Origin of the sequence: Oceanobacter sp. 4_MG-2023, from assembly GCF_030689165.1 — a bacterium.
In the GTDB taxonomy this organism is placed as follows: Bacteria; Pseudomonadota; Gammaproteobacteria; order Pseudomonadales; family Oceanobacteraceae; genus Oceanobacter.
In genome coordinates, this window is record NZ_JAUYVV010000028.1 from 16,801 (window position 1) to 39,124 (window position 22,324).

Genomic DNA, 22,324 nt, shown 5'->3' on the forward strand with positions numbered 1-22,324 from the left:
AAAACCCATGATCAATCTGAGCGATAAAACCGCCGTGGTCTGTGGCGGCTCCACCCTGATCGGCATGTCCGTTGTCAACGTGCTGCTGCAACAGGGCGCCCGGGTCTTTGTGCTGGATATCGATGACAGTGCCGAAGCTGAACTGGCCTCACTGGGAGCCACGTTCATGCCGCTGGATGTGACCGATGACGAGGCCATCAAGACTGCAGTCAGCCGTATTGGCGAGCAAGCCAGCGCGATCAGCCTGCTGATCAATATGGCCTGCAGCTACGACGACGATGGCTTTGCTTCCAGCCGTCAGCAATGGCTACGGGCACTGGACATCAATCTGATCAGCATGGCCATGGTCACCAAAGCGTTCCATGAACAATTGCAAGCCACCCGTGGTGCGGTGGTGAACTTCACCTCGATTTCCGCCGGGTGTGCCCAGACCGGCCGCTGGCTGTATCCGGTATCCAAGGCCGCTATCAAGCACCTGACCAAAGAGATGGCGATGGATCTGGCAGCCGATGGCATTCGTGTGAACTCGGTTTCACCGGGCTGGACCTGGTCCCGTGTTATCGACGAAGTCAGTGGCGGAGATCGCGCCAAAGCCGATGCCGTTGCTGCCGATTACCACCTGCTGGGTCGTCTGGGAGATCCGACCGAGGTTGCCAACGTCGTGGCCTTTCTCTGTTCCGACGAGGCCAGCTTTGTCACCGGTGCCGACTACGCCGCCGACGGTGGTTATGCGGTGATGGGCCCGGAACAGAACAAACCGGCAATTCCACGCCTGGCGGGCTAATCCAGCCGGCCAATGATTTTTTAAACAGCCACACAACACCGAAAACAAAAAAAGTAATCACTTAACAAAACAAGGGTACTTATTATGCGCCGTATCGCTATCGTTGGAGCCGGTCAGTCCGGCCTGCAACTGGGAATGGGATTGCTGCAACAGGGCTATCAAGTCACCATGATCACCAACCGCACTGGTGACGACATCAGCAATGGCCGGGTCTCATCGAGCCAGTGCATGTTCGATGCTGCGATGAAAACCGAGCGGGATCTGGGCATCGATTTCTGGCAAGACAGCTGTCCACAAGTGGAAGGCATCGGCATCAATGTGATGAACCCGGAAGCGCCCGGCACCAGCCTGTTCAACTGGGCTGCCCGTCTCGACGCCACTGCCCAGTCTGTCGACCAGCGGGTGAAAATGCCGGTCTGGATGGACAAATTCATCGAGATGGGCGGCGAGCTGATTTTTGAAGATGTTGGTATCGACGCTCTCGAACGGCTGGCCAACGAACACGAACTGGTACTGCTGGCTGCCGGTAAAGGCGACATCGTGCGCTGCTTCGAACGCGATGATATAAAATCCGCCTTCGACACCCCCCAGCGTGCACTGGCACTGACTTACGTGCACGGCATGACCCCCAGCGAAGACTTCTCTCGCGTCGCCTTTAACCTGATTCCTGGCGTAGGTGAGTACTTCGTGTTCCCGGCGCTGACCACCACTGGCCCTTGCCACATCATGGTGTTTGAAGGTATTCCCGGTGGTGCCATGGATACCTGGCAAGATTGCAAAAGCGCCAACGATCACCTGCAAATGAGCAAGGACATCGTCTCCCGTTACGCCCCCTGGGAAGCGGAACGCTGCGGCAACATTACCCTCACTGACGACGGCGGCTATCTGGCCGGACGCTTCGCCCCAACCATTCGTCATCCCATAATGACCCTGCCGTCTGGCAAGCACGTCTTCGGCATGGCCGATGCCATTGTGGTCAACGACCCGATCACCGGTCAGGGCTCCAACAACGCCGCCAAGTGCACCGCGGTCTACCTGCAGTCTATTCTCAGCCGTGGAGAAGACCTGTCCTTCGACACCGAATGGATGCAATCGACCTTTAACAGCTACTGGGATTACGCCCGTCATGTGGTCGCCTGGACCAACAGCATGCTGACGCCACCGCCACCACATATCCTGCAACTGCTGGCGACGGCAACAGAACGCCCGGACATCGCCAGCCGAATCACCAACGGCTTTGATGATCCCCGCACCTTTTCTCCTTGGTGGTTCGATGCAGATGCCTGCAGCAAGCTGATGAAAAAAGCGGAAACCTGCTAAGGAGTCATTATGGAAACCCTGATAAAAACCGGGCTGCTCAGCGCCAGCGATGCCGACAGCCGTACCTTGCGTACCCTGTTTGGCCAGTTCGCCACCGGCGTGACCATCATCACGACGATGGCCGCCGACGATACCCCTGTCGGCCTGACGGCCAACTCCTTTTCGTCGGTGTCACTCGATCCGGCACTGGTGCTGTGGAGTCTCGACAAGCGCTCCCCCAACCTCGAACTGTTCCGTCATATCGAGCACTTCGCCATCAACATTCTGGGTGCCGATCAAGAGGATCTGTCAAACCGCTTTGCGCGGCCATCGGACGACAAGTTCGAGGACGTGGACTATTACCGCTGTGACAACGGCACCGCCGTACTCGACGGCGCTCTGGCCACTCTGGTGTGCCGTAACGAACGCCAGATCGATGCCGGAGATCACCTGATTTTCATCGGAGAAATCCACCACTACTCACTGGCAGGCGGTCAACCGCTGCTGTTCCACGGTGGCCAGTATCAGTCTCTGGCCCAAACCTGTAGCGCCTGACTTTTGCGGAGATAAACCATGAAGTATTCGACTCTATTGACTCGACCGGTGTCAGCACCGGGGCTGACCAAAACACTGCCACTGGCCATGGCTCTGGCGCTGACGGCCAGCCCGGCAGCACAGGCTTACGACCTGCCTGTTGTAAACCTGGGGTTGACCAGCTTTCTCGACGGTGGCGTACCGGCTGGGCCAGGGGTTTACCTGCAGGCCTATTACCAGAACTATTCCAGCACACGCCTGAATGATCAGGATGGCGAAGCTCTGGAACTCCCCAAAACCGATCTGGACTATCAAGTGTTAGTGGCCCAGATGACCTGGCTGTCGAACTATCGGCTGGGTAATGCCAGCCTCGGCATTAATACACTGGCGCCTTTCGTTACCTCCATGGAAGTGGATGACGGCATCAACAATATGGCGCTGACCGCACAATCCGGTACCGGTGACTGGCTGGTAGGGCCATTCATCCAGTTCGATCCGGTCATGGGCGATAATGGGCCAAAATTTGTCCAGCGTATTGAGCTCCAGTTCAATCTGCCCACCGGCGACAACGACACAGACACCAGCATCAATCCAGGTAACAACGCCCTGTCCTTTAATCCGTATTGGGCAGGTACCTACTGGTTCAGCCCTCAATGGACGGCATCAACCCGCCTGCATTACCTTTACAACGCCAAAAACACCGATCCATCCAGTGACTTTGGTGATGTCGAAAGCATGCAGGCGGGTCAGGCCTTCCATGCCAATGTGGCGGTCAGTCGCGACATGGGCAAGGGTTGGCGTCTGGGTCTGAATGGCTATTTTCTGGAACAAATCACCGACACCAAAGTGGATGGCAAAACCGTGGCTGACCGTAAGGAATCCGTCTACGCCGTCGGTCCGGGGGTGATGTACAGCTTCTCTGCCGACAACCACATCGTCGCCAATGGCTACCGTGAGTTTGAGGTACAGAATCGTCCGCAAGGCAGTCGTATGCAGGTGCGCTGGATTCATCACTTCTGATTCCCGGTTCCAGCAACAGTTGGCCAGCTGCCATGGCAGCTGACCAACCGCTCTTTCCCTGCTCATGCTCCAGCGAGGTCATCATGCATAACAGTCAGCTTACCGACATCCAGACCAGTAGCCACAGCCGCTCACAAGCACATCTGTGGATGGAAAAGATCTGCGGCCCACATGCGCTCGATACCCGCATCGGTACCGAATCCCTCGACTTTCATTACCACGCTCGCCGGCTGCCCGGACTGGCACTGATGTTCGGTGATATTTCCTATGGTACGGGAGTCAGTATTGGTGTGGATGGCCGTAACGGCTTGCAGGCCTACAGTATCAGTCTGCCCATCGAAGGAGAGCAGTTGCTCAAAACACCCGGATGCCAAGCCCGGTCCGATCGCCGGCACGGGCTGATCCTGTCGCCGAATGCGTTTCAGCAACTCGATATGGAATCTTCCTGCATCAAGCAACAGCTGGTTATCCCGGCCTCTGCCATGCGTACGGTGGCGGAATCCTTGATCAATGAACCGCTCGAACAGCCGTTGCTGTTCGAGCCGTCACTGAACATGACCAACCCGGCGCTGGAAGCCTGGTGGCAAATGGTGCAACAACTGATGGGCGACCATACCAGTATGCAGGCGCTCTACAGTCATCACCTGCTCAGTCGCGATCTGGAAACCAGTCTGATCAAGGGGCTACTCCTATCCCAGCCCAACAGCCTCAGTTCACGCCTGTCTGCAAGCCATACCGAACGCTCATCGCTGCCCGGCTACCTGCAACGCGCCTGCCGCCTGATTCAACAGCATCTGGACGAAGACATCAGCATCGATGCCATGGTCGCCGCCGCCCGTGTCAGCCGCTTTACCCTGTTTGCTGCCTTCAGGGAGCACCTCCACAGCACCCCAATGAACTGGCAGCGCAGCCAGCGCCTTGACCGGGTAAGGGAACGACTACTCGCTGGTACAGGCCAACACAGTGTGTCAGCGGTGGCGCTGGATTGCGGATTTACCCATCTGGGACGATTTGCCAGCCAGTACCGGGAACGCTTCGGAGAACGCCCTTCCGACACATTGGCCAGAGCGCGCTCCATGCGGCCGGGCTAATCAACCATACGCAAACAAGAACATAACAAACCGGCAGGGAGTGCCAGCATCAACTAGCGGCGAAACCTCAACGTTTCAGATGGCAACTCATTAAAGCGTTGTCGATAATCCTTTGAAAAACGCCCCAGATGGCTGAACCCCCAACGAAATGCCACGTCGGTAATCGAAGTCATCCCTTGGGAATGCTTCAACGCCGCATTCACCTGCTCCAGCCGTAAATCCCTCAGCAGCGCCATCGGCGTTGTATCCCGATACTTGCGGAAACCAGCCTGTAATGAACGCACACTCACACCGACCTGTTCCGCCAACATCTCGACCGACAACGGCTGATCCATATTGGCGCGGATAAACTCCTCCGCCTGCTTGATGAAATATGGCGCCACCTGGGGCGTGCTCTGGGCGTGTAACTGATCAAACACATCACTCTCAATGCCGTACAGCAAGGCATTCAGCAAGGTGGATTCAAACTGCCGCATCACCAGCGGCTGATGGATCGGATGACTGCTTTCCAGCAAACCTCCCACCAGCATCATCAGCAACTGCATGACATATGCCCCACCTGGCGTATCAAAATCCAGCTGCGGCGAAAACACCGGCGAACGCTGACCCCAGCGATCCAGATGCTGACGGCAATGATGCTCGAAATCCTCCCTGTCGATACGAATCACCAACTGCGGAGAACTCCCTTGCCACATCATCGACAGAGGCTGCTCGGGTGATATCAGTGAAGCCATCTCCGGTGAGGAAATAAAACGCTGGTTACTGCACTGGATTTCGGCGTAACCCTTCATCGGAATCTGGATCAGATAAAAATTATCCAGCCGACCCGGATCAATCTGCACACTGTGGTTGTACTCCAGCCGGTGCAGCGTCAGCTTGCCCAGCACCATCCGATGCATGGTGGCTCCGACCACATCCTGACCAGCACGCGCTGTCAGCTCATGCGGCTTGAATACCTTACCGACCTCATCACATACAGCTCCGGTGTTGTTTAGCAGAAAGAGCTGGTTACGATGGGAAAACAACGATGTTTTCTCGATGGCCCCAGTGTTACTGATCTGTGCCTGAAACATGCGCGCCTCTGAGTAATTCTGTATCAGTCTGGTGCAAGGGTTTTTCACGGATTTTGCGCTATCCGGATATCCACTGCGCTAACGGGATAAATGCCCTGCTGACAGCAGCTTACTATCAGGCCACAACAGGAATCATTTTCCATTTCAATGGTTTAAAGCAAATGCCAGACCAGTTGCAGCCATTCCATACCGAGGAATCACCATGACCACTGCTATCATTCTGATCAAATGCACCAGCATGAAAATCGAGGCTATCAGCCAGGCGCTGCTCGAACTCACGCCAATACAACAAGTGTACTCCGTTGCCGGAAGCTACGACCTTGTCGCTATCGCTGAAGCTGGCAGCAACGAACAGATCGCTCAACTTGTCACCGCTAACATCCATAAGCTCCATGGCATACAGGACACCGACACCATGTTCGCCTTCGCGTCACATTCCCAGAAAGACATGGAATCCATGTTTGATATGGGAAACGACTGATTCGTGGGATGAATCATTACGGATTGGAATAATTACGGACAGCCACAGAAGGCATCCCCACGCCGTCAATTTCAGACTCAGGGCAATGGCCAATGGATGGGCGGAGAGAAAACAAAAAGCCCTGTATTTCAATGCTATTCACAAGAAATACAGGGCTTTCTGAGGTTTGCTATTCGATGTTCTGAATCTAGACTCTGAGCAACGCTTTTACCAACCGTTCCGACAGCTGGTCTTCGGTGAACTGTGGCTCATTGGGTGGATAAAGGGAATCTTCTACCAGCTCAAACCCGTTATCACGAGCCAGTGCAAACAGCTCTTTCATTTTCAGGCACGCTTTTAACTGCGCACCCAGCTCTGCATCTTCACGCGCTTTTTCCGCAAAGGCCTTGATCACAGCAACAGACATTGATTTTCTTCCTATTTAATTTGATTGACTGACAATCCCTAATCGCAAATATCGAACCAGCTCGCGTACCAGTCTGACAAACAATATAAATATCTTTAAAAATCAAAAACTTAACAATAGAAATAAAATCAAGGACAGGGCCTTGCCTGTGACGACCCGTACCTTAGCCACCATCGTTTGTGGCTTTTACGACAGCGTTACGACAAAAGCCCCACATGGCCCACAAGCTCAGAACTTCAGTACCACACCGGCAGAAACGGCCTGAGGCGTATTACCTGCCGTTGTTTTCAGCTCATCGTTCATGCCGCCGTCAACACCTTGGTAGCTGGCATTGGCATCGTTCGCTGTCCGGGTATAAAGCGCATAGGTTTTCAGTACCTTGGACCAGGAGCGTTCAACAGCCAACGACGTCATTGTTGCACCGCTCGCACTGTATCCTTTGGCGCTTTCGGCGACCAACACACTGCCGATCCATTTGAAATCACCGTCTTGTAATGCCAGTTGACCACCCCAGGCCTTGCGATTCAGATCATCGGATTGCCTGAGATTTTCAGCCAGTAGCAGAGCTGTCCAGTGACCATCCTGATAACGGGAGGCCACACGGGTAACATGCAGATTGGCGCTGGTGCCATTTTTCCAGTAATCATGCGCGACCGCGGTAACAAAATTGCCCTGCTTCCAGGTGGCGCCAAGTGCTGCAAAACCCGCATCGTTATCGTCTACGGTGCCTTTGCTGGAGGTTGCTTCGGTGGAATACTGTGCCGATATAGCCAGCTGATGACCGCTCTGTTCCAGGTAATAAGTCGCCAGTAACATATTGGCAACCCGCTTGTCGGCCTTGTTGCCCGATGTTGCACCAGCGCCCATGATGGCACGACGGTCAGCTGCAGTATCTCCCAGCATTGCCATCGCGGAGACCGACTTGGCCAGCGTATCGTGATAACCGGCTTTGATTTCCCAGCGAGTGTATCCTTCTTGCTGCTCTTTTAACCCCAGGTAAGAGTTGCGAGTGACGAAGGTGTCGCCGTCGTAACCATCCAGGTTGATTGTTTGTTCCAGCTGGTAAAACGCCACCAGATTATCCACACCCGTGGCTATCTCGCCCTTGAAACCAAGGCGCGATGAATTGGAAGACAGGCTGACATCACCATCCGACAGGCCGCTGTCGTTGTCGACCTCATCGGCCTCAACACCGGAGTCCATATAATTCAGTGCCATATGAATCTTGCCGTACACCTCTAGGGTGCTGTCAGACAGATCAATGGAATGCACATGGTTGGACATAACAAAAAAACAGGCCGCTATCGTTGTGACCTTGGAAAACAATTTCATAAAAAGAAGGTTCCAGATTGACTCAAATAGCCGTAATGGATTGGGTTATGCAGAGAAACCGGGCCTCAGCCTGTCCAGAATATTCCGTACTGGTATGACAGTTCACGGCCATACGGTCCGGCCCTTTAGCCATGACGGTGTATTTCTCAGGGCGGCATTGTCATCCAAATGACATCAATATGAAATATTACTGAAACCAAATTGTCATAAAAATTCCGGTTGGCAGGTCATTAACCAATCACCTGTCCATACTGGCAATCAATCATGACGGTCTGAGTAAGCAAGGGGCGGAGCAAAAAACACCCTGGGTTATTTCACCCGTGACTGGCCAGTCCGTTGCGGGCTGGCCTGTGTGTCTCTGCGTCCATACGATGGAAGGAGTCTGGAAGGGTCAGAAAATCGGCTGGGCGGCGTTATCGGGTCACCCCCAGAGCAGCCAGCAGTTCCTGATCGGAGAAGATATGTGCCCAGATTTTATCGAGGGCTTCGTTGACCCATTCTTCGTTATAACTGGCAACCGGTGAGGCCACCACAGAACGGCTCTCGCTCAACTGATACGGCTTGCTGAAATGACTAGGGCCATCCAGCACGCTGACGGTCAATTTCAGTTCAAAGGCGCATTTCGATACCACCACGCCTTCATTACAGGAATATTCAAAGGTGTTGATATCCAATTGTAATTTCAGCGGCTCCACCGTACTGTTGCCACCAAAACCCAACTCGGCCAGGGTGTTTTTCAGTCGTTTGGTCAGGGTGGTATACAGTGGCACCTCGGCAACCAGAGGCGAGTTTTCCGGCAGTCGACCACCACGGTATCCAATCAGGTCATCATCCACACCCCGATCATCCAGCACCCGCACCAGCGCATTACGTTCGCTACTGAGTTGGCCTGTGCCAACATCGGCTTGCTCGTTCAGTTCGATCACTTGGGGCGACAGAACACAGCCTGTCAATCCTGCCAGCAATGCAGCAACACCTACGACTCTTGTCAATCCAAACATGTTATTTCTCCGGCAGGTCGGCTTCGCGACGGTTAAAAATCCAGGTATTGCCCTGAGAGTCTTGCGTACTATAACGGTATCCGGCCAGATCAAACGCTTTCAGTTCCTCGGCCTTGTCGATGCGCTGGTCAATCAGGTAGCGCGCCATTAATCCGCGCGCTTTTTTGGCGTAAAAACTGATGATTTTAAACTGGCCATTTTTTTCATCCTTAAACACCGGGGTAATCAACTCGGCATTGAGTTGCTTGCTCTGCACCGACTTGAAATATTCATTGGATGCCAGGTTCACCACGGTCTGGCTGTTATGTTCGACCAGCTCTTGATTAAGGGCAGCGGTGATTCGGTTACCCCAGAATTCGTAGAGGTTCTTGCCGCGGCCATTGTTCAGCCGGGTGCCCATTTCAAGCCGATAAGGGGCCATCAGATCGAGTGGTTTCAGCAAGCCGTACAAACCACTCAGCATACGTAAATGCTGCTGGGCAAAATCGAGATCATCCGGCGACAGCGTCTCGGCGGCCAGCCCGGTATAGACGTCACCCTTAAACGCCAGCAGGGCCTGTTTGGCATTGGCACTGGTCAGCGGTAACGTCCAGTTGGAATAGCGTTCTACATTCAGCTCTGCCAGCTTGCTGCTCAACCCCATCAAACCGCTGATCTCATCGGCAGAATACATCCGCAAGACATCGATCAACTCGGCCGAATCTTCCAGAAAACCCGGCTGGCTGCTGCGGGAAGTAGTGGCCGGTGTTTCATAATCGAGCGTTTTGGCAGGTGATAATAACGTCAGCATGGTGCAGGGATATCCATCCAAGTAAGCAGAATATTCGATAATACCGGCGCTGTCGTTGCAACCCAAGTATTGCTCAAGAAGGTGGCAACTATTGATTCATATTAGCCCCGACTGTTCACTTTTCCACCTTATGCTACAATCCGCCGCTTTCCTGAACATCGGCCACGCCAGACACTGTTGTCCAAGCCGTTATCCACCCCTCCCAATCCGTTTGTCCCGGTTGTTTTATCGGGCCATGCTGATGGTTGTGATAACGATGCTGATACCGGCAGCGCCTGGCAGACGTTAACCGGAACCAATGCACACTCGCAGCGGCTCCACACGGCAAGAAAGCAAGAGGGTTTACCCAATGACAGTACAGGTTGGCATTATCATGGGCTCCAAGAGCGATTGGCCCACCATGCAACACGCCGCCGAGATGCTCGATTCTCTGGGCGTTGCCTACGAAGTAAAAGTCGTCTCTGCGCACCGGACCCCGGATTTGCTGTTCGACTACGCCAAAACCGCCCAGCCACGGGGCCTCAAGGTGCTGATTGCCGGTGCCGGCGGGGCCGCGCATCTGCCTGGTATGGCAGCTTCCCAAACCTCGCTGCCCGTCCTCGGCGTACCAGTGAAATCGCGGGCGCTGAATGGCCTCGATTCCCTGCTGTCGATTGTGCAAATGCCCGGCGGAGTGGCCGTTGGCACCTTGGCCATTGGTGATGCCGGCGCTAAGAATGCCGGCCTGCTGGCCGCCCAGATTCTGGCCACCAGCGATGCCGACCTGCTCAAGCGGGTAGATGACTTCCGGGCCAAACAAACAGATACGATTCTCGCCGAGCCAGACCCACGAGACGCATTCTGACCGAACCGGTACACTCTCGGGTGCTCCGGTTGTAGATTGTGTAAAAGCGGCCGCTCAATGGCCGTTTTTGCTATTTGAAAGCAGGCTATATTCGCCAGATCAAGGTAGTAAAACTTATGAACATCGGCATTCTTGGCAACGGCCAGTTAGGCCAGATGCTGGCCGCCAGCATCACCGACCTGACCGATATCCAGGTCAGTCTCTACGACTTGCGCGCCCACTCCGACGAGTCACTACAGGCATTTATTGCCTCCGTTGATATTCTCTCTTACGAGACCGAGAACATCCCCGCTGCCATCGTCAGCCAGCTCGCCAGCTGCGCCGACAAGCTGTTCCCCAGCCTGGAAGCATTAACCATCTTTCAGAATCGTTTGCTGGAAAAGAACGCCTTGCGGGCTGCCGGGATCGCCACGGCAGAATTTGCCGCAGTGAACTCCCTCGATGACCTGCAAGCCGCCATCGTCACACTCGGCTTGCCCATCGTATTAAAAACCACCACCGAAGGTTACGACGGCAAAGGCCAGTATGTGCTCCGCAGCGCCGCGGATGCCAAACCGGCCTGGGCGGCCATTGGCAACCGCGAACTGATCGCCGAAGCCTTTGTGCCTTTCTCCCGAGAAACCTCGGTGATCGCCAGCCGCGACCGGGATGGCAATATGGTGATCTGGCCAATGACGGAAAACGTCCATCACGAAGGTATCTTGCGCTATTCGCTCTACCCCGCGGCTGGCCTCAGTGAAGCCAAGGCGGAGCAGGCTCGCCACTATATTCGCCAGCTGGCCGATAGTCTGGACTATGTTGGTACCCTGACGCTGGAGCTGTTTGAAACCGACACCGGTCTGGTCGCCAACGAAGTGGCTCCCCGGGTCCATAACTCCGGTCACTGGTCAATTGAAGGGGCCGACACCAGCCAGTTCCGTAACCACATGCTGGCATTGGCAGGCAAACCACTGGGAAGCACCCAATCCCGTTACCCTGCCGTTGCCATGCTTAACGTGATCAGTGACGAGACCCCGACCGCCGCCGCCAGCGGAATGGCACATGTTTTTGTTCACTCCTATGGCAAAGAAGCCCGCCCGGCTCGTAAACTCGGACACGTCACCGTCGTTGCCAACAGTACCCATGAGCGCGACACCACCATCACCCAACTGGCCGGGTTGCTCCCCGCCGGTGTATGGCAGCAATAACAGGGAGTTTGTCATGGCCAAGTCACTGCAAGAACAAATGCTGGAAATGGGTCTGGTTAACCAGAAAAAAGCCAAGAAAAACGCCAAGGAACTGAAAAAATCAGCGCACTTGAAACGTACCGGCAGCGAGGATGCCCCAGAAGATACCCAGGCTGCTGCCGAAGCCGCACGCAAGGCCAAAGCCGCCCACGACCGCGAATTGAATCGCCAGAAAGAAGCGGAGGCGCAGCAAAAAGCCATTGCCGCCCAGATTCGCCAATTGATCCAGACCAATACGGTCGAGTGTGATGGCGACATCAAATACAACTTTTTGCATGATAAAAAAGTCAAACAGATGTACGTCAACCAGGCGGTCTGGGATCGTCTCAGTCGTGGCCAGCTGGCCATTATCCTGTTTGAAAAAACCCGCCAGGGGCCAACGTATCGGGTGATTCCCCTGCAGGTGGCTGAGAAAATCCGCCAGCGAGCTCCTGACCACTACATGCTGATTGCCGAATCCCAGGGCGATGACATGGATGAAGACGATCCATACGCCGCCTACCAGATTCCTGACGATCTGATGTGGTAACTGCCCGATACACGCCCGATAGCAATAGCCGGTGGTCACCCTGGCCACCGGTTTGCAAACTGCCGGTGACCAACACTGCCGGTTTTTGAAACACTGTCCAGGAATCTGCCGATGTACGTCACCACTACACCGAATATCGAAGGTAAACGCATCACCGCCTATCGCGGCATTGTCGCCGGTGAAACCGTGCTCGGAGCCAATCTGTTCAAGGACCTGTTTGCCAGTGTTCGCGACATTGTGGGTGGCCGCTCTGCGACCTACGAGAAAGAATTGCAAAAAGCCCGCGATATCGCACTGCAAGAACTGCAACAACGCGCGGCCGAACTGGGAGCCAATGCCGTTGTCGGCATTGATATCGATTACGAAGTCATGGGTAAAACCAGTGGCATGATGATGGTGTCCGCCAGTGGCACCGCAGTCATCGTGGAGTAGCCGGAGCCTGGATCAACCTCGGTCAAAGCCAATCCCCCCAGCAACAACTTGATCGCCACTACCAGCGTTACCAGCTCATACAAACGCTTGATGGTGCGATTACCGGCCTTGATCGACGAGTTCGCCCCGAGATAACCACCAATCACTGATCCCAGTAACAGCGTGGGAATCCAGCTCCACTGTACCTCTGCCACCGATCCCATGGTCAGCGCTCCGGCACCGTTCCACCCCAGCCCGACAGCAACCAGTGTATGGGCCACCGCCAGCTTGTATTCCAGCCCGAACCAATACACCAGCCACAGCGTCACAAACAGGCCACTGCCTGCCGACAAGGCGCCGTTCATAATGCCAATCACCAATAACCCTGCTGCTCCCAGCACCATACCGGGCATATTGCGATGCCGGGATGCCGCTGCCAGGCCCAGTTGTGGCTTGAACATCGAATAGATCGACAGCGCCAGCATCAGTACCCCCAGGGCAATTTCCGCCGGGCGATCGGCAATCCCGAGAATAAACAGCGCACCGCCCACCACCCCTGGCACTCCGGCCAGTACAATCAACGCCAGCAGCCAGGGCTGCAAATGGCCTTCCCTGAGATGCCGCCCTGTTGCGCCCACTCCCAAAGCCACCGTCGCCACCTTGTGTGTTGCCAGCGCCAACGGAAACGGCAGGCCGAGAAAAATCAGCATCGGCAGCTGAATCAGGCCAGCACCACCGCCAGCCAGCGCCGAAAACCAATTGGCGACAATCGCCAGTACCAGCAAAATAACGTATTCAATATAATCCATGGGTTATACACTGTCAGAGAGTAATGCAGCAGCCCATCGGCCGCTGCCTTGAACAGACCAGAGGAATGTTATGACCTACGCGCTTTACTACTACGATATGTGCCCGTTTTGCCAAATGGTGCTCCGCACGCTGCCAGGCTTGAAGGTCGATGTTGAGAAACGCAATGTGCAGAAAAATCCAGCCTTCCGGAAACAGCAGCAACAAGCCACTGGCCGCACTACCGTGCCTTGTCTGCTGATTACCGATGACCAGGGCAAGGAAGAGTGGATGTTTGAATCTGCCGATATTATTCGTTATCTGAAGTCGCTTTAAGCTGCTCCAGCACCACAGGGTCTGCCAGCATCCGGGTGACGGTATCCACCACCGCCTGGGTGTGCGGGTCCACTTCCAGGTTCACCGCATCCCCAACAGCTGCCTTGCCAAAGGTGGTGACATCCCGGGTTTCAGGGATCAGGTGCACCGAGAAACGATCCGCCTCGACCTCTGCAATCGTCAGGCTGCAACCATTAAGTGCCACATATCCCTTGTCGAGCAGGTAAGGTAGCAGCGTTGCCGGGCGTTCAAACCAGAGCACCAGGTTATTGGCCGATTCGATACGTTGCAGAATACGCACCTGGGCCATGACATGGCCGGACAGCAGATGGCCGCCAATCTCATCACCAATACGGGCCGCACGCTCAATATTCACCTCGTCACCCACCGAGAGGGCCCCCAGGTTCGTCACAGCTAACGTCTGTCCAATCGCATCAAAGCTGACAGCCGCTCCTTCGATCGACCGCACCGTCAGGCAGGTGCCATTCAAAGCCACTGATGCACCGGTTTGCAACCCTTGCTGCAGCGCCTCAGGAAACATCAGCGTCAGGGTAGCAAAGTCTTGTTTGCTTTCAATCTGGCTCACCGCCAGCCGGGTTTGAACGATTCCAGTAAACACAGTTTTCTCCTCATCTATTCTTGCCAGCATTATGCACTATACCGCGCCAAGGCAGTGACAGCGGCCTGCGGCTCCTGCTTGAGACAGGTCATTCCAGTGACCATATCTGATTAAAATGCCAACCTCTTACAGCTGTCAGATAGCAACAGGGTGATATAATAATATCCTTGTCATGCGCTTGTGACAGGGTCTGCCACTCGCTACCTAGCGTGATGGGGACATCTATTTAATCCTGCACCGCACTGGACGGCGGCAACCCGCTCCCTTCGAAGGCTGCCGGATTAAATAGATCTCCCCTGATGCCTGCACAGAGGAAAATGTCATTATGAAAGGACAAAGGACAGGGTTGATATTGTCCGGCGGGGGAGCTCGTGCGGCGTATCAAGTGGGGGTTCTCAAAGCCATACACGAAATCCTGCCACGGGGTCACTACAATCCGTTTGATATTATTTCCGGCACCTCCGCTGGTGCGATTAATGGCATTGCCCTGGCCAGCTATGCAGAAGATTACCGTCGTGGTATCCGTCACCTGGAACGTATCTGGCGGCATTTTTCCTGCGACCAGATTTATCGCACCGATTTCCGGGGCATGTCTCACTCACTGGCACGCATGGGCCGCAGCCTGATCATTGGCCGGGGTTATAAAAACGATCCGGTATCGTTACTCGACAACACCCCCTTGCGCCAGCTGCTGAGCGAAGTCGTCAACTTCGCCGACATCCAGCAAGCCATCAAGGATCAATACTTGTATGCCGTCGCCATCAACTGTTCAGGCATCGACAGCGGTGAGTCCACCAGCTTTTTTGAAGGTCATCCAGAGATCCAGGACTGGCAACGCCAACGCCGTGTGGGGGTGCGCACCCGACTGAGCTGCGATCATCTACTGGCCTCCTCGGCCATCCCGATGATCTTTCCGGCGGTGTTTCTGGGCGACCAGTATTATGCCGACGGCGCCGTCCGCCAACTGGCGCCCATCAGCCCGGCTCTGCACCTGGGTGCAGAAAAAGTAATGGTGATTGGTGTCAGTGCCATTGCCCACCGCAACAAACCGGATATCCCGGATGATACCTATCCCTCCCCGGCCAAAATAATGGGACATATGCTGAATGCCGCCTTCCTCGATAGCATGGAAAGCGATATCGAACGACTGCGCCGTATTAACCAGACGCTCCAGCATATTCCCAGGGCAGTGCGCCTGTACGACGATATGGAGCTGCGGCCGGTGCAACTGCTCGAAATCAGCCCCAGTATCTCACTGGACATTCTGGCGGCGGAGCACGCCGACGAAATGCCCAGAGCCCTTCGAATGGTACTCCACAGCCGGGGAAACACTCGGCCAAATGGCTCCGGGATTCTCAGCTATTTGCTGTTTTCCGAGGGTTACTGCCGCCGTCTGATTCAGTTAGGATTTGATGACGCCATGACCAAACGCACCGATATTCGTGATTTTTTCAGGGACCACTTCGATGACAGCCCACTCGTCTGAACACGCCACCACGCACCGGACTCACCCACACTTGCCCCGGCGTATTGTTGTTTTGACCGGAGCTGGCATTTCTGCGGAATCTGGCGTGCGTACCTTTCGAGACAGCGACGGCCTGTGGGAAAACCACCGCATTGAAGATGTCGCCACACCGGAAGCCTTTGAGCGCGATGCCACACTGGTACAAAACTTTTATAACGCCCGCCGGGCCCAGCTGAACGACGTACACCCCAATCCGGCACATCGTGCTCTGGCGAGCTTTGAACAACAGTTTCCGGGTGAGTTTTTACTGGTGACACAAAATGTTGATGACCTGCACGAACGGGCAGGCAGCCAGCATCTGTTGCATATGCACGGCGAGCTGAAAAGCGCCCGCTGCAGCCGCACCCACAACGTCTACCAGCAGCACACCGACATCACGCCTGACAGCCGCTGTCCTTGCTGTAATACGCCCACCTTGCGGCCTCATATCGTCTGGTTTGGTGAAATGCCCCTGTTTATGGATGATATTGTCCAGGCACTGGAGCAATGCGATTTATTTCTCAGCATCGGTACATCAGGCCATGTATATCCCGCTGCCGGTTTTGTTGAAATTGCCAGTCAGGCCGGTGCCCATACCGTCGAGATCAACCTGGAACCCAGCCGCATCAAGGATAATTTTGCAGAACACCGATATGGCAAGGCAGGTGATGTATTACCCGGTTATCTACAATCCCTGCTTGATGCGCAATAGCGCCATATCATCCGGGCCAACACCCGGCGCTGATCTGCTTCGGTTTTGTGTCACAGCACGGTATGATTTACAGATTGTTAAATACCGTTCCCAGAGCGACCACATGCCCAGGGAACGCTAGATTCATAACAGGTCGTTTCCATTTTTATTGAAAGGTATGCAATGACAACTCCAGCCAATCGCTCACTCTCGTCATCAGGGGCTCGCCGATTCGCAGGCATCCTTTTGTGCCTCTCGTTGTTCAGCCTGTTAGCCGCCTGCTCCGAAGCGGACAACAGCCGTCACACGCCAGAGGAACCTACCGCTCGACCGGGCAAGATATATGAAGTTGTCAGCAGTCAAGATGCGCTGTTACGCCGTTTTCCTGGCAAGGTTGAAGCCTCCGAAGAAGTATCCCTCGCCTTTCGGGTACCCGGTGAATTACAGACTCTTCCTGCCTTGGCCGGCAAGCAGGTCAAGATGGGGGACATACTGGCACGACTCGATCCGACGGATTACCAGCTCCAGCTGGACGAGCGTCAGGCTCGCTTTGAGCTTGCCAGCTCACAATTCCAGCGGATCGAAAACCTGTTCCAGAAAAACCAGGTGTCCAAAGCGCAATACGACCAGGCAAGAGCCGATCTGGCCATCAGCAAGGCCGCGCTGGGCAGTGCTCGCAGCAATATGAACTATACGACGCTGAAAGCGCCTTTTAGTGGCGTGGTTGCTGAAGTTTATGTCGATAATCATCAATCCGTGGCCGCTGGTACGCCATTACTGAAACTGCAGGCCCGCGGTCAGCTGGTGGTCAGCATCCAGGTACCAGAACAATTGATGATTCAGATCAGTCGCTCTGGCAGTAGCTACCAGCCAGACGTGGTGTTTGATGCATTGCCAGGAAAGCGCTTCAAAGCCACTTACAAGGAACATAATACCCAGGCCGACCCGGCCACCGGCAGTTACCGCTTGCTGGTCACCCTGCCCAAGCCCGCCGACCTCAACCCGCTGCCGGGGATGTCGGCCAGTGTCTACGCCGATCTCAACCAGATTCTTGCGGTAGATACCGGCAATGTGTTGATTCCTTCCACTGCCATATTCCAGCAATCCAATCAGGCAGACGGCAGCAAGCAAGGCACTGTCTGGAAGCTGGATGAGCACAATACCCTGGTTGCCCAAGCGGTAGAAACCGGCCGTTTGACCCAAGCCGGACTGGAAATTGTCGCCGGTCTGCAAGCGGGTGACCGTATTCTCGCTGCAGGTGTTCATCAGGCCCAGGCCGGTATGACCATTCGGCCATGGGTGCAGGAACGAGGCCTCTGATATGTCACAGCCAAATACTGCGCCTCTGAATGCCGCTACCTATTTTATCCAGCACACCACCACCAGCTGGATGATGATACTGATTCTGCTGGTGGGAGGCCTGATCAGCTACCTTGGCCTTGGCCGACTGGAAGACCCGACCTTCGTTATCAAAGAAGCGATGGTTTATACCTATTACCCCGGTGCCAGCCCGCTGCAAGTCGAAGAAGAAGTGACCGCCCGTCTCGAAGACACTATCCAGTCACTCCCCTACATCAAGCATGTGGATTCCATTTCCAGAGCCGGTCTGTCGCAAATTCACCTGGAGGTCAAATCGGAATATCCGGGGGACACCCTGCCACAGATCTGGGATGAATTACGCCGCAAGGTCAACGACAAGGCCAGTGCCTTGCCGCCGGGGTCCGTCGCTCCGATCGTGCTGGATAACTTTGGTGACGTTTTCGGCGTATTGCTGGCGTTGACCGGTGAGGGGTTTGGCTACAGTGAACTGTTCGACTATGCCGAATATCTCAAGCGCGAGCTGATCACACTGGATGGCGTCTCGAATATCGATATTGCCGGTGATCAGCAGCAGCAGGTCTTTATTGATATCTCCCACGAACAAATGACCAACCTTGGCATCCCCCTGTCACGCTTGTACCAGCTGCTACAAACCCAGAACAGCGTCAGCAATGCCGGGCATATCCGGGTCGGCAGCGAGTATATTCGTATCCATCCGACTGGCGAATTCCAGAGCGTGGAAGAACTGGGCGAGCTGTTGATCAGTACACCGGGGTCCGACAAGCTGATTTATCTGAAAGACATTGCCCATATCAGTACCGGTGTCACGGAGAACCCAACACACCTGGAGAATTACCGGGGTGCGCCGTCTTTACGTCTGGGTATTGCGTTTACCGACAACGTCAATGTAATCGAAGTCGGTGAACGCGTGCGGGCCAAACTGGCAGAGCTGGATGCCAACCGCCCACTCGGTATGTCACTGAATACGATTTACGATCAACCCGCCGAGGTGGATGCCTCGTCGCAGAACTTTGTCCTTAACCTGGTCTTGTCCATCGCGATCGTGATCGCGGTGCTACTGCTGTTCATGGGCGTCAGGGCCGGCCTGATCATCGGAGCCATTCTGCTGCTGACCATCCTCGGTACCTTTATTATCATGAAAAGCCTTGGCATCGACCTGCACCGGGTGTCATTGGGCGCTCTGATTATTGCACTGGGCATGCTGGTGGATAATGCTCTGGTGATTACCGAAGGCATTATGGTCGGCTTACAACGGGGTCAGAGCCGGATTCGGGCTGCCTTCGATATTGTCAAACAAACCCAGTGGCCATTGCTTGGAGCCACGTTGATTGCGATCACCGCGTTTGCCCCGATCGGCCTGTCGCCGGATTCCATTGGCGAGTTTATCGGCTCGCTGTTTTATGTGCTGATGATCTCGCTATTACTCAGCTGGGTCACCGCACTGACGCTGACGCCGTTTCTGTGCAACCTGTTATTTCGTGAGTCCAGTGCTGCTCCCCACCGCACTGCGGACAACCGTGACGCCGATAACACCACGCCTTATCAGGGTGCCTTGTACACCGGGTATCGTGCGATCCTGAAAACCATGCTGAAGTATCGCGCCCTGTCCACCATCCTGATGGTGATGATGATGGTAGTGGCGGTACTCGGTTTCGGACAGGTCAAACAGGCGTTTTTCCCGCCATCCAATACGCCGATTTTTCTGGTTGATATCTGGCTGCCGGAAGGCAGTGATATTCTTGCAACCCAACAACAGGCACGTCAGCTGGAACAATGGTTGTTGCAACAACCAGGGGTTGAATTCACCTCGTCTACCGTGGGCCGTGGTGAGGTCCGGTTTATGCTGACGTATGATGTCGAGAAAGAATACGCCGCCTTCGCCCAGGTACTGGTACGTACCGAACACCGGGACCAGATCCCGGCTCTGATCACGGCTGCCGAGACGTTTACCGACACCGCCATGCCGGACGCTTTTATCAAGTTCAAGCGACTGGAGTTCAGCCCTGGTACACCGGCCAAAATCGAAGCCCGCTTTTCTGGCCCGGATCAAACCGAGCTGAGACGCTTGGCTGAACAGGCGGAACAACGACTGCGGGATCACCCGGCTACCGACAATATTCGCCATACCTGGCGTGAGCGGGTCAAGGTGATTCGCCCTCATCTGCAAGAGGATGCCGCTCGACGAGCCGGTATTTCCAGACAGAATCTGGATGACCTGCTGCAGCTAAGCTTCTCCGGCAAGCAGGTGGGTATCTACCGGGAAAGCACCCAACTCAAACCCATTGTCTTGCGACCACCGGAGCAGGAACGCCTGAACATCAATAATTTGATGGATTTGCAAATATGGAGCCCGGTATTCAGCCGCTATATCCCGGTTCAGCAAGTGGTTGACCGCTTTGATGTTATTTTTGAAGATCCGCTGATTTTGCGTCGCGACCGCAAACGAACCATCGAAGTACTGGCCGACCCTTCGTTTACCTCTGGGCTGACCGCTAACGAGCTGTTTTTACAAGTGCGGCCAGAACTCGAGGCCATTCCGTTGCCACCGGGCTACCAATTGGAATGGGGGGGTGAATATGAATCGTCCAACGATGCCCGGGCCAACGTATTCGCTTCACTGCCGATGGGCTATCTGGTGATGTTTATTATCACAGTACTGCTGTTTAATGAGTTGCGGGCAGCTCTGGTGATCTGGGCCTGTGTACCACTGGCCATTATTGGCGTTACCGCCGGTATGTTGTTGCTCGGCGCTGAGTTTGGCTTTCTGTCATTGATCGGCTTCCTCAGTCTGTCGGGCATGATCGTCAAAAACGGCATTGTGCTGGTTGATCAGATCCAATTGGAAAACCGCAACGGCAAGCAAGGTTATGACGCCATCTTTGATGCGTCGGTCAGTCGCTTACGACCCGTGACCATGGCGGCTCTGACCACGATTCTGGGTATGGTACCGCTACTGACCGATCCTTTTTTCAACAGCATGGCCGTAGTGATTGCTTTTGGCCTTGGTTTTGCCACCATCCTGACTCTGGGAGTTGTACCGGTATTGTACAGCTATGCTCACCGGGTCAAGATTCCGGACTAATCCAGGCTAAAGTGCAGAGCGAGCGTATTGGCAATCTATCGAGAGTATGCCGATACGCTGCCCGCCATGCGGCAATCGATCATGGTGAAATAAAAAAACCGCGTTGCTGTGAACGCGGTTTTTTTTATGCCCAGGTTGTTAGCCTGTACAGGGGCAGGTCATTGATTCACCAGAGTTAATAACGCTGTCCCCGGTAAAAACGCTTGCCCATCCGGCTATCCGACTCACTCTTCTGGGAGGTTACCGGCTCTTCGTAAGCCACTCCCCGGTAGGTCCGTTGCACAACCGTCTGGTCTCCAGTAGGTTGCTCCAGTCCAATCGATCGAAGTTGTCGAAAGGCGACCCCGCGATACATTTCTATACGGGCCTCAAATCCATCAGGCACCGTTTCTTGCTGCAAGCGCAAGAAGGCCTTGCGCCCGGCCAGTGGCTGGGCTTCCAGAAAAGTAACCGCAGCCTGAAACAATTCACTCCGGCTACTCGATAAGGATTCCATTACCATCTGAAAAGCGGCTTCGGTATCTTTTCGCCACTTTACTTGCTTGCCGGTAATCACCTCGTATTTTAATGCCAGCGCAAACAATGCTTTTTCCGCTGGTGAATCCATTACTGCAATATTCATATAGTCTCTCCTGAGTTGTCTACTATCCCTTTCAGCGACAGAATCTCTGTTCTGGCAGACGTCCTACTACATACTTCAGATACGTGAATTTCCTGCAAGAGCATTCCTCGCTCTTCGCCATCAGCACGCTGTATTCAGATAACTTGCTGTGCTGACGCACCACTCTGGCAAGCCCCCCTCAGGACTGAAAATCAACGTATTGAAGGTGGCGTGAGGTTAAATCAATTGCCGTTTGAATGAATAGCCAAAGTCCGTCCAACACATGACTATCCTGTAATATCAATGAACTATATCCTTACAAAGATGACAATCTGGTATAAAAAAGCCATTAGTAGACCAAATAGTCCATTGCAATAATACGGAAAGTAAGTCAGAGGCTATCTTGATACCGATGTTGTTCTTTATGTTGATGAGGCTTGGCTGGAGTTAAGGGGACATCGATTTGATCCTGCACGGCTCTGCGCGAGTGTTGCCGTTGTTCAGGGCAAGGCGACGAATGCAGCGAAATGACGAGTCCTTTTC

The 22,324-nt window shown here is 54.5% G+C and carries 23 protein-coding genes; 15 read left to right on the forward strand and 8 right to left on the reverse strand.

Translation table 11 applies throughout. The annotated features are described in order from the left end of the window. The first annotated feature begins 7 nt into the window (after window positions 1-7). From Q8W24_RS15150 to Q8W24_RS15170, 5 genes are all read left to right on the forward strand, one after another. A complete protein-coding gene (locus tag Q8W24_RS15150) occupies window positions 8-784 on the forward strand; it encodes an SDR family oxidoreductase (protein WP_305414078.1) in 777 nt (258 codons plus the stop codon). Between the two features lie 84 nt (window positions 785-868). Next, window positions 869-2,104 (forward strand): styrene monooxygenase/indole monooxygenase family protein, encoded by a 1,236-nt coding sequence (locus Q8W24_RS15155; RefSeq protein WP_305475851.1) that lies wholly within the window; start codon window positions 869-871, stop codon window positions 2,102-2,104. A 9-nt stretch (window positions 2,105-2,113) separates the two neighbouring features. Next, window positions 2,114-2,638, forward strand: a complete 525-nt coding sequence (locus Q8W24_RS15160) for a flavin reductase family protein (RefSeq protein ID WP_305414075.1) — start codon at window positions 2,114-2,116, stop codon at window positions 2,636-2,638. 18 nt (window positions 2,639-2,656) lie between these two features. Continuing rightward, a complete protein-coding gene (locus tag Q8W24_RS15165) occupies window positions 2,657-3,637 on the forward strand; it encodes a transporter (protein ID WP_305475853.1) in 981 nt (326 codons plus the stop codon). An 83-nt stretch (window positions 3,638-3,720) separates the two neighbouring features. Next, window positions 3,721-4,728 (forward strand): AraC family transcriptional regulator, encoded by a 1,008-nt coding sequence (locus Q8W24_RS15170; RefSeq protein WP_305452770.1) that lies wholly within the window; start codon window positions 3,721-3,723, stop codon window positions 4,726-4,728. Between the two features lie 53 nt (window positions 4,729-4,781). On the opposite strand, the gene Q8W24_RS15175 is transcribed toward Q8W24_RS15170, so the two are convergent. Then, window positions 4,782-5,801, reverse strand: coding sequence for an AraC family transcriptional regulator (locus Q8W24_RS15175; protein ID WP_305414070.1), 1,020 nt, complete (start codon window positions 5,799-5,801; stop codon window positions 4,782-4,784). 202 nt (window positions 5,802-6,003) lie between these two features. On the opposite strand from Q8W24_RS15175, the gene Q8W24_RS15180 reads away from it, so the two are divergent. Beyond that, window positions 6,004-6,282, forward strand: coding sequence for an Lrp/AsnC family transcriptional regulator (locus Q8W24_RS15180; protein ID WP_305414069.1), 279 nt, complete (start codon window positions 6,004-6,006; stop codon window positions 6,280-6,282). A 187-nt stretch (window positions 6,283-6,469) separates the two neighbouring features. On the opposite strand, the gene Q8W24_RS15185 is transcribed toward Q8W24_RS15180, so the two are convergent. The 4 genes from Q8W24_RS15185 to yaaA all read right to left on the reverse strand — a co-directional run bounded on the left by Q8W24_RS15185 (window position 6,470) and on the right by yaaA (window position 9,811). Continuing rightward, window positions 6,470-6,688: a Nif11-like leader peptide family natural product precursor gene (locus tag Q8W24_RS15185; RefSeq protein ID WP_303432340.1), complete on the reverse strand. Its 219-nt coding sequence runs from the start codon at window positions 6,686-6,688 to the stop codon at window positions 6,470-6,472. A 228-nt stretch (window positions 6,689-6,916) separates the two neighbouring features. After that, on the reverse strand, window positions 6,917-8,020 hold the full coding sequence (locus Q8W24_RS15190; RefSeq protein WP_305475854.1) for a porin: 1,104 nt from the start codon (window positions 8,018-8,020) through the stop codon (window positions 6,917-6,919). A gap of 413 nt (window positions 8,021-8,433) precedes the next feature. After that, window positions 8,434-9,021 (reverse strand): YajG family lipoprotein, encoded by a 588-nt coding sequence (locus tag Q8W24_RS15195; protein ID WP_303432336.1) that lies wholly within the window; start codon window positions 9,019-9,021, stop codon window positions 8,434-8,436. 1 nt (window position 9,022) lies between these two features. Continuing rightward, the gene (gene yaaA / locus Q8W24_RS15200) at window positions 9,023-9,811 is read right to left on the reverse strand and encodes a peroxide stress protein YaaA (protein ID WP_305475855.1); all 789 of its coding nucleotides are present in this window, start codon (window positions 9,809-9,811) and stop codon (window positions 9,023-9,025) included. A gap of 349 nt (window positions 9,812-10,160) precedes the next feature. Here yaaA and purE point away from each other — a divergent pair, with 349 nt between their 5' ends. The 4 genes from purE (at window position 10,161) to Q8W24_RS15220 (ending at window position 12,842) form a co-directional block, all read left to right on the forward strand. Continuing rightward, window positions 10,161-10,655, forward strand: coding sequence for a 5-(carboxyamino)imidazole ribonucleotide mutase (gene purE, locus Q8W24_RS15205; RefSeq protein ID WP_303432333.1), 495 nt, complete (start codon window positions 10,161-10,163; stop codon window positions 10,653-10,655). Between the two features lie 116 nt (window positions 10,656-10,771). After that, window positions 10,772-11,842, forward strand: a complete 1,071-nt coding sequence (locus Q8W24_RS15210) for a 5-(carboxyamino)imidazole ribonucleotide synthase (RefSeq protein WP_305475858.1) — start codon at window positions 10,772-10,774, stop codon at window positions 11,840-11,842. 13 nt (window positions 11,843-11,855) lie between these two features. Beyond that, on the forward strand, window positions 11,856-12,410 hold the full coding sequence (locus tag Q8W24_RS15215) for a DUF2058 domain-containing protein (RefSeq protein ID WP_303432329.1): 555 nt from the start codon (window positions 11,856-11,858) through the stop codon (window positions 12,408-12,410). Window positions 12,411-12,521: 111 nt separating this feature from the next. Then, window positions 12,522-12,842 (forward strand): heavy metal-binding domain-containing protein, encoded by a 321-nt coding sequence (locus Q8W24_RS15220; protein ID WP_305414056.1) that lies wholly within the window; start codon window positions 12,522-12,524, stop codon window positions 12,840-12,842. On the opposite strand, the gene Q8W24_RS15225 is transcribed toward Q8W24_RS15220, so the two are convergent. Further along, complete coding sequence (locus Q8W24_RS15225; protein WP_305475859.1) at window positions 12,770-13,630, reverse strand: sulfite exporter TauE/SafE family protein; 861 nt, start codon at window positions 13,628-13,630, stop codon at window positions 12,770-12,772. The genes Q8W24_RS15220 and Q8W24_RS15225 overlap by 73 nt on opposite strands. Before the next feature lie 70 nt (window positions 13,631-13,700). Between Q8W24_RS15225 and Q8W24_RS15230 the strand changes: the two genes are divergently transcribed. Then, a complete protein-coding gene (locus Q8W24_RS15230) occupies window positions 13,701-13,943 on the forward strand; it encodes a glutaredoxin domain-containing protein (protein ID WP_303432325.1) in 243 nt (80 codons plus the stop codon). Here Q8W24_RS15230 and Q8W24_RS15235 read toward each other — a convergent pair. Beyond that, entirely contained in the window at window positions 13,918-14,562 is a 645-nt protein-coding gene (locus Q8W24_RS15235) for a riboflavin synthase subunit alpha (RefSeq protein WP_305452765.1), read from the reverse strand. The genes Q8W24_RS15230 and Q8W24_RS15235 overlap by 26 nt on opposite strands. A 325-nt stretch (window positions 14,563-14,887) precedes the next feature. Here Q8W24_RS15235 and Q8W24_RS15240 point away from each other — a divergent pair, with 325 nt between their 5' ends. The 4 genes from Q8W24_RS15240 (at window position 14,888) to Q8W24_RS15255 (ending at window position 21,180) form a co-directional block, all read left to right on the forward strand. Then, window positions 14,888-16,048 carry a patatin-like phospholipase family protein gene (locus tag Q8W24_RS15240; protein WP_303432321.1) on the forward strand — a complete coding sequence of 387 codons (1,161 nt, stop codon included), beginning with the start codon at window positions 14,888-14,890 and terminating at the stop codon, window positions 16,046-16,048. Further along, window positions 16,029-16,778, forward strand: coding sequence for a Sir2 family NAD+-dependent deacetylase (gene cobB / locus Q8W24_RS15245; RefSeq protein WP_305475861.1), 750 nt, complete (start codon window positions 16,029-16,031; stop codon window positions 16,776-16,778). The genes Q8W24_RS15240 and cobB overlap by 20 nt, the downstream gene beginning before the upstream one ends. 225 nt (window positions 16,779-17,003) lie before the next feature. Then, window positions 17,004-18,077, forward strand: coding sequence for an efflux RND transporter periplasmic adaptor subunit (locus tag Q8W24_RS15250; RefSeq protein ID WP_305475863.1), 1,074 nt, complete (start codon window positions 17,004-17,006; stop codon window positions 18,075-18,077). A 1-nt stretch (window position 18,078) separates the two neighbouring features. Next, on the forward strand, window positions 18,079-21,180 hold the full coding sequence (locus Q8W24_RS15255) for an efflux RND transporter permease subunit (RefSeq protein ID WP_305475864.1): 3,102 nt from the start codon (window positions 18,079-18,081) through the stop codon (window positions 21,178-21,180). 175 nt (window positions 21,181-21,355) lie between these two features. Here Q8W24_RS15255 and Q8W24_RS15260 read toward each other — a convergent pair whose 3' ends face one another. Next, window positions 21,356-21,802, reverse strand: a complete 447-nt coding sequence (locus Q8W24_RS15260; protein ID WP_305475866.1) for a hypothetical protein — start codon at window positions 21,800-21,802, stop codon at window positions 21,356-21,358. Window positions 21,803-22,324 lie beyond the last annotated feature (522 nt).